This is a genomic window from Variovorax sp. efr-133-TYG-130 (assembly GCF_030208835.1).
Lineage (GTDB): Bacteria > Pseudomonadota > Gammaproteobacteria > Burkholderiales > Burkholderiaceae_C > Variovorax.
Map to the genome: position 1 here is coordinate 32767 of NZ_JARVTD010000022.1, position 15052 is coordinate 47818.

Annotated in this window: 16 protein-coding genes; 15 read left to right on the top strand and 1 reads right to left on the bottom strand. The window is 68.7% G+C overall.

Annotated features, from left to right (window positions below):
* Positions 1-42: 42 nt before the first annotated feature.
* From QRN67_RS19120 to QRN67_RS19175, 12 genes are all read left to right on the top strand, one after another.
* A complete protein-coding gene (locus tag QRN67_RS19120; RefSeq protein WP_106936621.1) occupies positions 43-1044 on the top strand; it encodes an isopenicillin N synthase family dioxygenase in 1002 nt (333 codons plus the stop codon).
* A gap of 207 nt (positions 1045-1251) precedes the next feature.
* On the top strand, positions 1252-1638 hold the full coding sequence (locus tag QRN67_RS19125; RefSeq protein ID WP_081266073.1) for a VOC family protein: 387 nt from the start codon (positions 1252-1254) through the stop codon (positions 1636-1638).
* 105 nt (positions 1639-1743) lie between these two features.
* Entirely contained in the window at positions 1744-2811 is a 1068-nt protein-coding gene (locus QRN67_RS19130) for a BMP family ABC transporter substrate-binding protein (protein ID WP_081266074.1), read from the top strand.
* A 3-nt stretch (positions 2812-2814) separates the two neighbouring features.
* Positions 2815-4341 carry an ABC transporter ATP-binding protein gene (locus QRN67_RS19135; RefSeq protein WP_285413134.1) on the top strand — a complete coding sequence of 509 codons (1527 nt, stop codon included), beginning with the start codon at positions 2815-2817 and terminating at the stop codon, positions 4339-4341.
* 19 nt (positions 4342-4360) lie between these two features.
* Complete coding sequence (locus QRN67_RS19140; protein WP_285413135.1) at positions 4361-5476, top strand: ABC transporter permease; 1116 nt, start codon at positions 4361-4363, stop codon at positions 5474-5476.
* Positions 5473-6405, top strand: a complete 933-nt coding sequence (locus QRN67_RS19145; RefSeq protein ID WP_081266077.1) for an ABC transporter permease — start codon at positions 5473-5475, stop codon at positions 6403-6405. Before QRN67_RS19140 ends, QRN67_RS19145 begins: the two co-directional genes overlap by 4 nt.
* The gene (locus tag QRN67_RS19150) at positions 6402-7112 is read left to right on the top strand and encodes a cysteine hydrolase family protein (RefSeq protein WP_285413136.1); all 711 of its coding nucleotides are present in this window, start codon (positions 6402-6404) and stop codon (positions 7110-7112) included. Before QRN67_RS19145 ends, QRN67_RS19150 begins: the two co-directional genes overlap by 4 nt.
* A gap of 36 nt (positions 7113-7148) precedes the next feature.
* Positions 7149-8123, top strand: coding sequence for an isopenicillin N synthase family dioxygenase (locus tag QRN67_RS19155; RefSeq protein ID WP_106936616.1), 975 nt, complete (start codon positions 7149-7151; stop codon positions 8121-8123).
* A 38-nt stretch (positions 8124-8161) separates the two neighbouring features.
* Entirely contained in the window at positions 8162-9208 is a 1047-nt protein-coding gene (locus tag QRN67_RS19160; RefSeq protein ID WP_285413137.1) for an ABC transporter substrate-binding protein, read from the top strand.
* Positions 9205-10320, top strand: a complete 1116-nt coding sequence (locus tag QRN67_RS19165; protein WP_285413138.1) for an ABC transporter ATP-binding protein — start codon at positions 9205-9207, stop codon at positions 10318-10320. Before QRN67_RS19160 ends, QRN67_RS19165 begins: the two co-directional genes overlap by 4 nt.
* Positions 10317-11246, top strand: a complete 930-nt coding sequence (locus QRN67_RS19170) for an ABC transporter permease (RefSeq protein WP_285413140.1) — start codon at positions 10317-10319, stop codon at positions 11244-11246. Before QRN67_RS19165 ends, QRN67_RS19170 begins: the two co-directional genes overlap by 4 nt.
* Complete coding sequence (locus tag QRN67_RS19175) at positions 11243-12061, top strand: ABC transporter permease (RefSeq protein ID WP_199851876.1); 819 nt, start codon at positions 11243-11245, stop codon at positions 12059-12061. Before QRN67_RS19170 ends, QRN67_RS19175 begins: the two co-directional genes overlap by 4 nt.
* 25 nt (positions 12062-12086) lie before the next feature.
* Here QRN67_RS19175 and QRN67_RS19180 read toward each other — a convergent pair whose 3' ends face one another.
* Positions 12087-12848, bottom strand: coding sequence for a hypothetical protein (locus tag QRN67_RS19180; RefSeq protein ID WP_081266081.1), 762 nt, complete (start codon positions 12846-12848; stop codon positions 12087-12089).
* A 45-nt stretch (positions 12849-12893) separates the two neighbouring features.
* Here QRN67_RS19180 and QRN67_RS19185 point away from each other — a divergent pair, with 45 nt between their 5' ends.
* The 3 genes from QRN67_RS19185 to QRN67_RS19195 all read left to right on the top strand — a co-directional run bounded on the left by QRN67_RS19185 (position 12894) and on the right by QRN67_RS19195 (position 15010).
* Positions 12894-13493 (top strand): LemA family protein, encoded by a 600-nt coding sequence (locus tag QRN67_RS19185; RefSeq protein WP_172839768.1) that lies wholly within the window; start codon positions 12894-12896, stop codon positions 13491-13493.
* Between the two features lie 126 nt (positions 13494-13619).
* A complete protein-coding gene (locus tag QRN67_RS19190; protein WP_285413141.1) occupies positions 13620-14477 on the top strand; it encodes a TPM domain-containing protein in 858 nt (285 codons plus the stop codon).
* A 5-nt stretch (positions 14478-14482) separates the two neighbouring features.
* Complete coding sequence (locus QRN67_RS19195; protein WP_285413142.1) at positions 14483-15010, top strand: TPM domain-containing protein; 528 nt, start codon at positions 14483-14485, stop codon at positions 15008-15010.
* Positions 15011-15052 lie beyond the last annotated feature (42 nt).

Sequence of the window (15052 nt, forward strand, 5' to 3'; positions counted from 1 at the left end):
ACGCATGCACGACTGCATGACCGACCGAATGAGGAAGCTGCCATGACCCTGCTGTCCGTTCCCATCATCGATCTCGCGCCCTACTTCGACGGCACCGCCGAAGGCAAGTCGGCGGTTGCGAGAAAAGTCGACGAAGCCTGCCGAAGCATCGGCTTTCTCGTCATCACCAACCACGGCATCGCGCCCGAGCTGATAGAGCGCGTGTCGTCGCTCTCGCGCCAGTTCTTCGACATGCCGCTGGCCGAGAAGCGCAAGGTCGACCGGCCGCGCGAAGACGCGGTGCGCGGCTACAGCGCGGTCGGCGAAGAGGGGCTCTCCTACAGCCTCGAAGAGGCAGCGCCCGGCGACCTGAAGGAGTCGTTCTCCATCGGCCCGTCGAACGTGCCCGACGACGACTATCACCGCGGCCCCGCCGCCGGCCCGCACTTCGAGCCCAACAGCTGGCCGCCCATCGACGGTTTCCGCGAAGCCTACGAAGGCTACTTCGAGGCCATGAGCGATCTCTCGCGCTCGCTGATGCGCATCTTCGCGCTCGGCCTCTCCCTGCCCGAGACCTTCTTCGACGACAAGATCGACGAGCACATCAGCATGTTCCGCGTGCTGAGCTATCCACCGCAGCGCGAGCAGCCGCTGCCGGGCCAGTTGCGCGCGGGCGCGCACAGCGACTACGGCAGCCTCACCATCGTGCTGCCCGACGACAAGGGCCTGCAGGTGTTCAACAAGGCAGGCCAGTGGGTCGACGTGCCGCAGGTCGAGGGCGGCCTGGTCGTCAACATTGCCGACCTGATGATGCAGTGGACCAACGACCAGTGGGTGTCCACGCTGCACCGCGTGATCAACCCGCCGTTCGAGGTGGCGAGCACCAACCGCCGCCAGTCGCTGGTGTTCTTCCACCAGCCGAACTACGACGCGATGGTCGAGTGCCTGCCGAGCTGCCTCGCGCCCGGCGAGGTTGCCAAGTACGCGCCCATTTCCTCCGGAGACCACCTGACGTCGAAGTTCGTCAAGCAGACGACCTTCGGCGGGACCAAGGTGGTGGCTTGAGATGACTTACCGCTGTTCTTCGGGGCGCGCTCACGCCGAGCAGTTGTTGATCAGCCGAGCACCAGCAGCGTGCCCTGTGCACAGGGCGTCGGGTGCTCCCCGCAGCGAAATAAAGGAGGAGCCCGAAGGGCGGGGGACATTCGCGGAGGGGAGTACCCGACGGCCTGTGCACGCGCCCTGAAAAACACCACATCAAAAAGCACAGACATGGCACACCTCTCCTACGTCAACGTCTTCGCCAAAGACGTGGTCGCGCTCAGCGGCTTCTACCAGCGCGTGTTCGGCTTCACAGAGATAGAAGCCATCCGCTCCCCCATCTTCCGCGGCCTGGACACCGGCAAGTCGAGCCTCGGCTTCAACGCGCTCGACGCCTACGAGCTGCTGCACCTGAGCGAGTACTCCGACACACGCGGCGTCAAGTTCCTGCTGAACATCGACGTCGACAGCCAGGCCGACGTCGACCGCATGGTGCCCGTTGCCCTGGAGGCCGGCGCCACGCTGGTGAAGGCGCCCTACGTCACTTACTACAACTGGTACCAGTCGGTGCTGCTCGACCCCGAAGGCAACGTGTTCCGCATCAATTTCATGATGTAGCCGCACGCGACCTCCCCCCTTTTTTTCTCCTCTCTTCCCATGCTCCCCACGAAAGGTTGCTTCATGCCGCGCACTCCCTCCCACGGCCCCGTCCTCGGGCTTGCCATGACCCTCGCAGCCGGCGGCGCGCTCTTCACCACGCTGCCCGCCGCTGCGGCCGACGGCTTCACGCTCAAGGACAAGCCGAAGATCGCGATGCTCTACTTCGGCCCCAAGAACGACGGCGGCTGGACGCAGGCCTTCGACGAAGCCCGCGTGAAGATCGAGAAGGAAATCGGCCAGAAGATCCAGTTCGTCGAGAACGTGCCCGAAGACGCATCGGCCATCAAGCCCGCCGCGGAGAAGTTCATCCAGCGCGGCGCCAACATCGTCATCGGCACCGCCTTCGGATACTCCGACAGCTTCAAGGACCTGGCCGCCAAGTACCCCGACGTGGCCTTCCTCAACGGCTCGGGCACCACCAACGGCAGCAACCTCGAGTCGTTCTACGGCCGCACCTACGAGAGCCAGTACCTCTGCGGCATGGCCGCAGGCGCGGCGTCGAAGACCGGCAAGCTCGGCTTCGTCGCGGCCAACCCCTTCGGCGTGGTGAACTGGACCATCAACGCCTTCGCGCTCGGCGCGCAGAAGATGAACCCGAACGCCACCGTCAACGTGATCTACACCGGCGCGTGGAACGACCCGGTGAAGGAACGCGCGGCAGCCGCGGCATTGATCGACCAGGGCGCCGACGTGATCGGCCAGCACGTCGACAGCCCCACGCCGCAGATCGTGGCGCAGGAGCGCGGCGTGTACGGCACCGGCCACCACCGCGACCTGCGCCAGTTCGCGCCCAAGGCCACGCTGTGCTCGTCGGTGTGGGTGTGGGACCGCTTCCTCACGCCGGAACTCAAGAAGATCATGGCCGGCAACTGGAAGCCAGCCCAGTACGGCGCCTTCATCGAGATGAAGGACGGCGGCACCGACATCGCCGGCTTCGGCCCGGCCGTGCCCAAGGACAAGGCCGCGCTCATCACCGCCGAGCGCGACGCGATCATGAAGGGCAAGCAGATCTACGCCGGCCCGCTCGCCGACCGCGACGGCAAGGAGCGCGTCGCCAAGGGCGCGGTGCTGTCCGATGCCGACCTCTGGAAGATGGACTGGTTCGTCAAGGGCGTGGTCACGCAGAAGTAAGCCATGCCCAATGCGCTGGAACTCACCGGCATCCGCAAGTCCTTCGACGGCTTCGCGGCACTGACCGACGCCCACTTCACCGCGCGCTGGGGCGAGGTGCATGCCCTGCTCGGCGAGAACGGCGCGGGCAAGTCGTCGCTCATGAACATCGCGGCCGGGCTCTATGCGCCCGAGGCGGGCCAGCTGCTGGTGGATGACAACGCGGTGCGCTTCGCCGGCCCGCGCGATGCGGCCAGGCAGCGCATCGGCATGGTCCACCAGCATTTCAAGCTGGTGCGGCCGTTCACCGTGGCGCAGAACATCCTGCTCACCGCGCCGCCGCCTGTCGGCTTCCAGAGCCACGGCGAAAGGCTGCGCGAAATAGAGCGCGACATCCGCAACAAGGCCTCGGAGCTGGGCTTCGACATCGATCCGTCGAAGCGCGTCGATGCGCTGTCGATCGCCGAGCAGCAGCGCGTGGAGATCCTCAAGGTGCTGCTGGCGGGCGCGCGCATCCTGATCCTCGACGAGCCCACCGCCGTGCTGACCGACCAGGAAGCCGCGCGCCTGCTGCAGACCGTGCAGGGGCTGGCGCGCAAGGGCGCCGCGGTGGTGCTGGTCACGCACAAGATGGCCGACGTGAAAACGTACGCCGACCGCGTGACGGTGATGCGCGGCGGCCGCACGGTAGCCACGCTGAAGCCGGCCGAGGCCACGACCGCCGAGCTGGTCAAGCTCACGGTGGGCGAGTCGATCGCCGCGCAGGGCTTCCAGGCCCCGGCCGCATCGCGCGGCCCGGTGCGGCTGACGGTGCGCGGGCTGCGCACGCCTGCTTCGCCCGAAGGCCGGCGGGTGCTCGACGGTGTCGACCTCGAACTGCATGCCGGCGAGATCTACGGGCTTGCCGGCGTGGGCGGCAACGGGCAAGGCGAACTGGCGGGCGCCATCATGGGGCTGCCGGGCGAAGCCACCGAAGGCGAGATCCGGCTCGAAGGCCACGGCGACCTGAAGACCATGGCCGCATCCGCGCGGCGCGGCATCGGCATTGCCGCGATTCCGGCCGACCGCTACGGCCTCGCGCTCGCGGGTGGCCTGTCGGTGGCGGAGAACTACGCCATCGGCCGCGTGCACACCGGCCGCTACGGCCCCGTGTGGCGCCTGCGCCGGGGCCGCATCCAGGCAGACACGCAGGAGGCGGTACGCGCCTTCGACGTGCAGGGCGTGCGCTCCGTCGCGCAGAAGGCGGCGCTGCTGTCGGGCGGCAATGCGCAGAAGCTGGTGCTGGCGCGCGAGTTTGGCAAGTCGCCGACGCTGGTGCTTGCGCACAGCCCGAGCCGCGGCCTCGACGTGCGCGCCAGCGCAGAGGTGCACGCGCGGCTGCGCGCCGCGCGCGACGGCGGCGCTGCGGTGCTGCTGATCAGCGAAGACCTCGACGAGGTGCTGCAGCTCGCCGACCGCGTGGGCGTGATGACGCGCGGGCGCATCGCCGGCGAGTTCGCACAGCCCGCCGACCGGCAGGCGATAGGGCAGGCGATGGTGGACCATGGCTGAAGCATCCCTCTCCGCAAACATGGCAAGCGCACCGAACACCGTCGCGGCAAAGCCGCCGCAGCCGCTGGCGCACCGCCGCTACGCGCTGGAGATCCGCCAGCACATGGCATGGCGCTGGCAGGCGCTGATCCTCGCGGCGGCGCTGCTGGTGGGCTTCGCCATCTCCGCCGCCATCCTGGTGGCGGCCGGCGTGCCCGCCGACGAACTGGCCAACGAGTTCGTCACGCAGACCTTCCTCGATGGCCAGAACTTCCGCGCGGTGCTGTTCCAGGCGGCGCCGATGATCCTCGTCGGCCTGGCCGGTGCCATCGCGTTCCGCGCGCGCTTCTGGAACCTCGGGCTCGAGGGCCAGATGATCTGGGGCGCCATCGGCGCCACGGCGGTGTCGATGTGGCAGATCGGCCCCGAGAACCTGCGCCTGCCGCTCATGTTCATCGCGGCCGTCGGCTGCGGGCTGCTGTGGGTGCTGGGCCCGGCGTGGCTGAAGCTGAAGCTGGGCGTGAACGAGATCATCTCGACGCTGATGCTCAACTACATGGCGGCCAACTTCCTGCTGCACCTGGTGTACGGAAGCTGGAAGGACCCGAAGGACAACTTTCCCTATTCGCCGCAGTTCCGCGCGTTCGAGCGGCTGCCCGAACTCGGCGGCGGCGTGGGCAGCTCGATCCTGCTGGCGGGCGTGGTCGCGCTGCTCGCATGGTGGCTGGTGAGCGTGAGCCGCGCGGGCCTGTACCTGCGCTTCGTCGACGCCAACCCGCGCGTCGCGCATGCCAACGGCGTGCCGGTGCGGCGCACCATCTACGGCGCGGTGCTGCTGTCGGGTGCGATGGCCGGTCTCGCGGGCTTCGCCGTTGCGGCGGGGCAGGAAGGCAGGCTCACGCAGGCCTTCTACCAGGGCTACGGCTTCTCGGGCATCCTCATTGCCTTCCTCGCGCGCAACAACCCGCTGGCGGCCACGGTGGTGGCGCTGCTGGTGGCGGCGCTGTTCGTCACCGGGCGCAGCCTGCAGGTGTTCTACCAGGTGCCGTTCTCGATGGTGCAGCTCATACAGGCCATCATCGTGGTGTGCGTGGCGTCGAGCGATTTCTTCATCCGCCACCGGCTGCGCCGCGTGGGCGCGGAGGCTTTTCGATGAGCGGCGGCATCGTCCTCAACTGGCTGGCGAGCACGCCGGACTTCGCGGTACCCTATGCGCTCGCGGCGCTCGGCCTGATCATCTGCGAGCGCGCGGGCGTGCTGGCGCTCGGTGCCGAGGGGCTGATGCTGGTCGGCGCATTGGCCGGCATCGGCGCACAGATCGCCATCGGGCAGCCGGCGGTGTCGCTGGTGCTGGCCATGCTCGCGGCCAGCGTGGTGTCGGTGCTGTTCGCGGTGATGGTGATCTGGCTGCGCGTGAACCAGGTGATTGCAGGGCTGGCGCTGGTGTTCTTCTGCCAGGGGCTCACGGCGCTGGTCGGCTCCATGGCCGAGTGGACCAACCACGCGACCGAAGGCATCGGCGCGATGGGCCTGTGGCCGCTGTCGATGCTGCCGGGCGTGGGCAGGCTCTTCGAGCAGAACGCGATGGTGTGGCTCACGCTGCCGATCTTCTGCGCGGTGGCTTGGTTCTTCGCGCGCACCTCCACCGGCCTGCGGCTGCGCGCGGTGGGCGAGAACCCGCAGGCCGCCGACGCCGCCGGCATCCGCGTGGCGGCATGGCGCTTCGCGGCGGTGCTCGCGGGCTCGGCGCTGGTGGGGCTGGCGGGCGCGTACATCTCGGTGGTCAGCACCAAGCTGTGGATCGCGGGCATGACCGGCGGGCGCGGCTGGATCGCCGTGGGCCTCGTGATCTTCGCGCGCTGGTCGCCGTGGAAGGCGCTGGTGGGCGCGCTGCTTTTCGGCTGCATCGAGGCGCTGATTCCGCAGCTGGCCGCCGCCGGCGTGCAGCTGCCGCAGTACTTCGTGATGATGACGCCCTATGCGGTGACGCTGGGCGTGATGGTGTGGGTCGCGCTCTCCAGGCGCGGCGCCGATGAAGAGCCCGGTGCGCTGGGCCAACCCTATGTGCGGGAAGAACGCCGATGAAGGCCTGGGTCTACAACGAGGAGCGCGAGCTCGACGCGGCGCAGTTCGCCGACTACCTGAACCCGGCCACCACGGCCGTGGTCTCCATCGACATGCACCGGGGCCATCTCGACGACGACCCCGACTGCCCCTGCCCCGCGCCGCGCGCACGCGACGTGGTGGCGCCCATCGACAGCTTCCACGACGAAGTGCGCGCGCTGGGCGTGCGCATCGTGCACGTCAAGTCGGTGCTGCGGCCCGGCGGCGAGGACGACACGCGCGGCATTCCGGCCGCATGGCGGCGCACCTTCCCGCTGCATGTGGGCGAGATTCCGAATGCCGATGCGCATGCCATCGAAGGCACCAAGTGGACCGAGTGGGTCACGCGCGTGGAGCCCGGCGACATGCGCGTGGACAGCAAGCGCCGGCTCTCGGCGTTCTATCCGACCGACCTCGACTTTCTGCTGCGCAACCAGCGCATCGAAACGGTGGTGCTCGACGGCGGCTTCACCGACTGCTGCGTGCTCAACACCGCCTTCGACGCCAACAACCACAACTACCGCGTGATCGTGCTGCGCGACCTGGTGCGGGGCACCGACGCGCACCTGGAAGGCGCGGCGCTGGCGATGGTGTCGCTGCACCTGGGCCTGGTGATGGACTCGCGCGAGCTGCTGCGCAAGTGGCGCGGCCTGGCTGGCGGCCAGCCTTCCCCGTCTTCTCTTTCCTGATCCGCCCTCCGTCTTCCTGCTGAACCCCGACGCCCGATGCCGAACTCCATTCCCCTCGTCGATCTCGGCGGCAACCTCGACCCGAGCACCGCCGCCGCCAAAACTTCCGCCCTGCAGCTGCACGAGGCGCTGAGCACCATCGGCTTCGCCTACATCTCGGGCCACACGGTGCGCCGCGCCACGCGCGATGCGGCCTTTGCGGCTTCGCGCGAGTTCCACGCCTCCACGCTCGAACAGAAGCAGTCGCTCGCGATCAACGCCTTCCATCGCGGCTACATGGGCATGGCCTCGTCGACCATCGTGACCTCGTCGGTCGCCAAGGTCACGCGCCCGAACATGAGCGAATCGCTGATGCTCATGCACGAGCTGCCGCCCGACGACAAGGGCCTGCTCGCCGGCCTGCCGATGCAGGGCCCCAACCAGTGGCCCGAATGGCTGCCGGGCTTCAAACCCGCCATGACGCAGTACGTGAGCGAGGTGGACGCGCTCGGGCGCTACATCGTGCGTCTGATTGCAATGAGCCTCGGCCTGGAGGCGCATGCGCTCGACCACCACTTCGAGCACCCCACCACCTTCCTGCGCGCGCTGCACTATCCGCCGCAGCCGCCCGTCGACGACGACCAGATGGGCTCGGCGCCGCACACCGACTACGGAATCATCACCCTGCTCGCGCAGGACGACTCCGGCGGCCTGCAGGTTCGGCCGCGCGGCGGCGACTGGATCGAGGCGCCGCCGATTGCGGACACCTACGTGCTCAACGTCGGCGACATGCTGGCGCGCTGGACCAATGACCGCTTCGTGTCCACGCCGCACCGGGTCATCAACCGCTCGGGCGGCGACCGTTACTCGCTGCCGTACTTTCTCGACCCCGCCATGGACGCGCTGATCGAGTGCCTGCCCACCTGCACCGACGCCCAGCATCCGCCGCGCTACGACCCCGTCACCTACGGCCACTACCTGCTCGAGCGCCTCGACAAGAACTACGCCTACCGCAAGCAGGCCCAGCCCTGACAGCGCCTCCTTTTCCCATCTTCCCCAGGATCTCCATCATGAAAAACTTCTCCCGCCGCGACTGCCTGCAAGCCATGGCCGCAGCGGCCGGCATGTCTGCGCTGGCCATGCCCGGCATGTCGCTCGCCGCGCAGAACCTCGTCGTCAACACCTACGGAGGCCGCTGGGAAAAGTTCTGGCGCTCCGACCTGATGCCGATGTTCATGAAAACGGCCGGCGTGCAGACCACGCTCGACGTGGGCCTGGGCAAGAACTTCGTGGCCAACCTGCGCGCCGCCGGCGTCGAGAAGCCGCCCTACAGCATCCTGATGGTCAACGAGAACATCGCAAGCCTGGTGCGCGCCGAAGGCTACTTCGAGCCCATTCCCGCGGCCAAGGTGCCCAACCTCGCGAACGTGTACCCGATCCTGCGCAACCCCGGCGACAACGGCGTGCGCGGCATCGTCTCGACCATCGGCATCGGCTACCGCAAGGACCTGGTGAAGACGCCGCCCAAGTCGTGGTCGGACCTGTGGAGCAACCCCGAGTTCAAGGGCAAGATCGGCCTCTACCAGATCGGCAACACCGCCGCGATGCTGTTCCTGCTGATGACGGCCAAGCTCTACGGCGGCTCGCAGGACGCCATCGACCGCGCCTTCGCCGAGATCAAGAAGCTGCTGCCGTTCACGCAGGCCGACTGGAGCGGCACGCTGTCTACCATGCTCACGCGCGGCGACGTGACCGTGGCGGTGATCGACTTCCCCGAGATCGTGGCGCTGCAGAAAAAAGGCGTGCCGGTGGAAATGGTGGTGCCCACCGAAGGCGTGCTGGCCTTCGAGCAGTCGTTCAACGTGCTGAAGAATGCGCCGGCCAAGGAAGAGGCCTACAAGTACCTCGACTTCATCCTGCGCGCCGACGTGCAGGAAATGATGGCCAGGGAATTCTTCACCTCGCCGACCCACATGGGCTCCAAGCTGCCGCCCGATCTCGCCAGGGACGTGCCGGTGAGCGGCGAGCGCATGAAGTCGATCTTCCAGTTCGACTGGACCAAGGTCAATCCGCAGGTGGCGGCCATCACCGACCGCTGGAACCGGGAGATGAAGTGAACGCAGCCAGCCCCGCACGCACGGCGCCCGCGCGCCGCACCACGAGGGTGTCGCTCGACGGCCTGCGCAAGCGTTTCGACAACGCGCCGGCGCCGGCCATCGCGCACCTCGACCTGAAGACCGAGGAAGGCGAGTTCATCTCGCTGCTGGGCCCGAGCGGCTGCGGCAAGACCACCACGCTGCGCTGCGTGGCGGGTTTCGAGTTTCCCGACGAAGGCCGCGTGCGCCTGAACGACGAGGACATCACCGACCTGCCGCCGGAGAAGCGCGACATCGGCATGGTGTTCCAGAACTACGCGCTGTTTCCGCACCTCACGGTGTGGCGCAACCTGGCGTTCGGCCTGGAGATGCGCGGCATCGGCAAGGCCGAGTGCAAGCGCCGCATCGACGACGTGCTCGCGATGGTGCAGCTCACCGCCATGGCCGAGCGCTACCCGCGCCAGCTCTCCGGCGGCCAGCAGCAGCGCGTGGCGCTGGCGCGCGCGCTGGTCGTGGAGCCGCGGCTGCTGCTGCTCGACGAGCCGCTCGCCAACCTGGACGCCGTGCTGCGCGAAGACATGCGCGTGTTCATTCGCGAACTGCAGAAGCGCGTAGGCATCACCACGCTGTACGTCACGCACGACCAGTCGGAGGCGATGGTGATGTCCGACCGCGTGGCCGTGATGCTGGGCGGCCGGCTGCTGCAATTCGACGTGCCGGAGGCGATCTACATGCGCCCGCGCAACGTGGAGGTGGCGCGCTTCATCGGCCGCTCGAACCTCATCGAAGGCCGCGTCGAAGGGCTCACCGACGAGCCCGGCCCGTACCCGACCTACCGCGTGAGCACCGCGCTGGGCAGCGTGCCGGCGAGCCACGACCAGCCTCTGGCAACGGGACAGCCGGTGCACGTGACGATCCGCCCCGAGGCGATCCGCTGGCGCAACGACGGACCCTACACGGGGCTGGTGCAGTCGGCCTATTTCCTCGGCAGCACGGTGGAGCACACGGTGCAGTGCGCCGGCGGCCAGAGCCTGCTGGTGCAGACCTCGCCGGGCCAGCGCGCGGAGGCCGGCGCACAGGCGGCCTTCGCCTTCGATCCGGGCCACGCCTGGATCATCGCGGCGGCGCCATGAGCGCGGTGATGACGGCCGACGCACCCGGCGCCGCCGCGCGGCGCGACGGCAGCAAGCCCCGCAAGGCAGGCAAGCGGGGCCCGGGTAGCGGCGCGTTCTGGCTGATCGCGCCCGCGCTGGTGCTGATCGGCGTGTTCCTGGTGCTGCCCTATCTCAACATCATCGGCATGAGCCTGCGGCCCACGGCCGTGGGCGCGCCCTACGGCGCCGGCTTCACGCTGGCCAACTACGCCAGCGCGCTGGGCGACCGCTACGTCCTCGGCGTGCTGGCCGACACGCTGCTGCTCGGCGTCACCACGGTGCCCATCTGCCTGCTGCTGGGCTACCCGGTCGCCTACCACCTCGCGCGCACGCGCTCCCGCTGGGGCAGCCTGCTGTACGTGCTGGTGCTGTCGCCCTTGCTGGTGGGCGTGGTGGTGCGCAGCTTCGGCTGGCTGATCCTGCTGTCGGGCAACGGCGTCATCAACCGCACGCTGATCGACCTGGGGCTGCTCACCACCGGCCTGCAGCTCATGAACAACCGCCTGGGCGTGACGATCGCGCTGGTGCATGTGTTCCTGCCCTTCATGATCCTGCCGCTGGTGGGCGTGATCCAGAGCATCGACCCGACGCTGGAGCAGGCCGCGCGATCGCTCGGCGCTTCGCGGCTGAAGGTGTTCTGGCGGCTGGTGCTTCCGATGTCGTGGCCCGGCATACAGGCCGGCACCATCCTCGTGTTCGTGCTCACGCTGAGCGCCTACGTCACGCCCGTGATGCTCGGCGGCGCGCAGGTCAAGACGATGTCGGTGCTGGTGGTGCAGAACCTGATCGACAACTTCCAGTGGCCGGCCGGCGCGGCGCAGGCACTGGTGCTCTCGGCCTGCGGCATGGTGGCCGTGTGGCTCTACGCCCGCCTCACCGGGCGCTTCATGAAAGGCCTGCAATGACCCGCAAGCGCACTCCCCTGGCCACGCGCGCGGCCAATGCCATGGGGCTGGCGTACGTCGGCGCGGTGTACGTGTTCCTGCTGCTGCCGATCGCGGTGATCGTGCTGATGTCGCTCAACGCGGGCGAGTTCCTCACCTTCCCGCCGCAGGGGATCTCGCTGCGCTGGTTCGGCGCGCTGTTCGCCAACGAAGCCTTCATGCGCGCCATCGGCACCTCGCTGCAGGTGGCGGCCATCGCGACGGTGTGCTCCACCATCATCGGCGTGGCCGGCGCGCTCTACGTGGTGCGCCATGCCACGCGGCTGCGCGAGGGGCTGCGCATGATGCTGATGCTTCCGCTCATGCTGCCGGAGATCCTCACGGCGATCGCGCTGCTGTTCTTCCTGTACGCGAGCGGCATCGGCACGCGCACGATGTTCGGGCTGGTGGTGGGCCACGTGCTGGTCACGCTGCCGTACGTGTTCACCAACGTGGCGTCGGCGCTCTACAACCAGGACGGCACGCTGGAGCAGGCCGCGCGCAGCCTCGGTGCGTCACCGTGGCGCGCCTTCGTTCGCGTGACGCTGCCGCTGGTCAAGCCGGGCATCATCACCGGCGCGCTGTTCGCGTTCGTGATCTCGTTCGACCTGTTCAACATGTCGCTGCTGCTCAAGGGCATCGGCATGACGACGCTGCCGCTGCAGCTGTTCGACTACCTGCGCTGGGACTTCGACCCGACCGCAGCGGCCGTGTCGACGGTGAGCATCGTGGTCACGCTGGTGGCGGTGGTCTGGGTCGACCGCACCGTGGGGCTGCGCTCGCTGCGCTTCGGCTAGCAGGCCGCAGATGCCGGGCCCGGGGCTAGGGCTGCAGCCACGCGCGCGCCACCGCGTGCATGTCGCCCTGCGCGGCCTGCCACACCAGCTCCGGCGCGGCCACATGCACGCCCGGCGGCGCGATGCGCAGGGCGATGTCGACCAGCTCCGCCACCTTCGACGCGCGCACCGGCTGTTCGCTGCTCGGCACCATGAAGCGCACGATGGACAGCATCCACGCGGCCACCCGCTCGAAGGGGTTGGCGAGCTTCGCATCGGCCGGCTTGCGCGCCGAGCGCACTAGGATCACGCGCTCGAAACCGTGGGCCACCACCGCCTGCTCGTCGAGGCTGGCGAGGCCGCGTTTCAGCGCCTCGGGCAGCCGGCCCTGGTCGTGCGGCTGCACGATGGCCAGCGTCTGCACGCCGCAGGCGCGCAGCCAGCGGGCGAGTTCGGGAAGGTCAGACGGCTCGGGCACCCACAGCGCGCGCTCGCGGTCGTGGTACAGGCGCGGCGGGTCGAACGCGATGATGGCGGTGTGCGCCGACGTGAGCGGCCATTGGCCGATAGGAGTGCTCGTGCGCGGCGGGGTCAGGCAGGCTTCCACGCCGCGCACGCCGTCGCGGATCGGCTCGCGCGCCAGCACGCGGGTGTGGGCATGCCGGTGGCTGCCCGCCAGCCGCCGCAGCAGTTCGGCGCCCAGCGCGCCTGTCGCGCCTGCGACCAGCAAGGTGCCGAACGCGGCGGACGCCACCGGCAATGCCGCGCGGTTCGCGGCCTGGAGGGCGTGGAGCGGGTCTAGGGCCATGGGGCATCTATGCTAACTTCCGCCTCTTCTGCGGAGGTAATGCAAATGATGATGAAGCGCTGGTTCCTGATCCTTGCGGCGGTCGTGTCCCTGAGCGGCTGCGGCTACAACCAGTTCCAGTCCCTCGACGAGGCCAGCAAGTCGGCCTGGAGCGAGGTGCTCAACCAGTACCAGCGCCGCGCCGACCTGGTGCCCAACATCGTCGCCACCGTCAAGGGAGAGGCCTCCTTCGAGCAGGACACGCTCACCAAGGTGGTCGAGGCCCGCGCCAAGGCCACCTCGATCCAGGTCACGCCGGAAACGCTGAACAACCCCGAAGCCTTCGCCAAGTTCCAGCAGGCACAGGGCGAACTGTCTTCCGCGCTGTCGCGGCTCATGGTGGTGTCGGAGCGCTACCCCGACCTCAAGGCCAACCAGGCCTTCCGCGACCTGCGCGTGACGCTCGAGGGCACCGAGAACCGCATCACCGTGGCGCGCAACCGCTACATCGAGACCGTGCAGGAGTACAACGTGCTCGCGCGCAGCTTCCCGACCAACATCACGGCCAAGATCTTCAGCTACGCGCCGAAGCCGACCTTCACGGTGCAGAACGAGGCGCAGATCTCCGTGCCACCAACGGTCGATTTCAGTAACCCGAAAAAGTAACCTCCCCCAGTCTTCGTGCACTTCGTGTCACTGCGCCTTCCCCCTCACCGGGGGCAACACCGGCGTCCCGGCAAAGCCGGTTCCGCGGTGTTTCTGGAATGGGCCGCACGCCTCCTTGCGGCACTCATGCTGCTGACGATGGGCGGCGCATTCGCGCAAGGCCTGCTGCCGGTGCCCGCGCTCACCGCGCGCGTGATCGACCAGACCGGCACGCTCGACGGCCCGCAGCGCAGCGGCCTGGAGACCAAGCTCGCCGCCTTCGAGCAGCGCAAGGGCTCGCAGATCGTGGTGCTGATGGTGCCGACCACCGCGCCCGAGGACATCGAGAGCTACACCCAGCGCGTGGGCGACACCTGGAAGATCGGCCGCAAGGGCGTGGGCGACGGCCTGCTGGTGGTCGTGGCCAAGAACGACCGCCGCATGCGCATCGCTCCCGCCAAGACGCTCGAAGGTGTTGTGCCCGACCTCGCGGCCAGCCGCATCATCGACGAGGAGATGAAGCCGCGCTTTCGCAACAACGACTTCTCCGGCGGGCTGAACGCGGCGGTCGACCGGATCATCGGGCTGGTCGACGGCGAGCCGCTGCCGGCACCGGTGCAGGACACGGGCGGCTCCGGCCGAGGCGGCGGCTTCGACTGGGAGAACCTCGCGATCTTCCTGTTCGTGGGCGTGTTCGTCGGCGCGCCCATCGCGCGCGCCATCCTCGGCAAGAAGCTGGGCACGATGGTCGTGGGCGGCGGCGTGGGCGTGGTGGTGTTCTTCATCACCGCCAGCATCGCCATCTCGGTGATCGCCGCGCTTGTCGCGCTGGTGTTCTCGCTCGTCGCCGGCGCCGGACGTCCGGGCGGCGGCGGGGGTGGCGGCTGGGGCGGTGGTCTGGGTGGCGGTGGCGGCGGCGGCTTCAGTCGTGGCGGCGGAGGCGGTGGCTTCAGCTCCGGCGGCGGCGGCAACTTCGGCGGCGGCGGCGCCTCGGGCAACTGGTGAACACGATGACGACCGAAGCAAACCTGTTCACCAAGCTCGGCCGCATCTGGCGCCATCGCTGGATCGACGAAGCCGAGGTTCGCCGCGCCCTGCCCGACGAGGCCATGCAGCGCCTCACGGGCCGCGTGGCCGCGAGCGAGCGCCGCCACAGCGGCGAGATCCGCATCTGCATCGAAGCCGGCCTGCCGATGTCGTACCTGTGGCGCCACGCCTCAGTGCGCGAGCGCGCCGTCATGCAGTTCGGCAAGCTGCGTGTTTGGGATACCGCGCACAACAACGGCGTGCTGATCTACCTGCTGCTGGCCGAGCATGCGATCGAGATCGTGGCCGACCGGGGCATCCATTCGCGCGTCGACGCCGCGGCGTGGACCGCGATGATGCAGCGCATGAGCGCGGCCTTCCGCGAAGGGCGCTTCGAGGACGGGCTCACGCAGGCGCTCGAGGAGATTTCGGCGCTGCTGGTCGAGCACTTTCCGCTGGGCGAAGGCGAACTCGACGTGAACGAGTTGCCGGACGAGCCGGTCGTGCTCTGAGGCTTTCTTTCTCCCTCCCCCTCTGGGGGAGGGCCGGGGTGG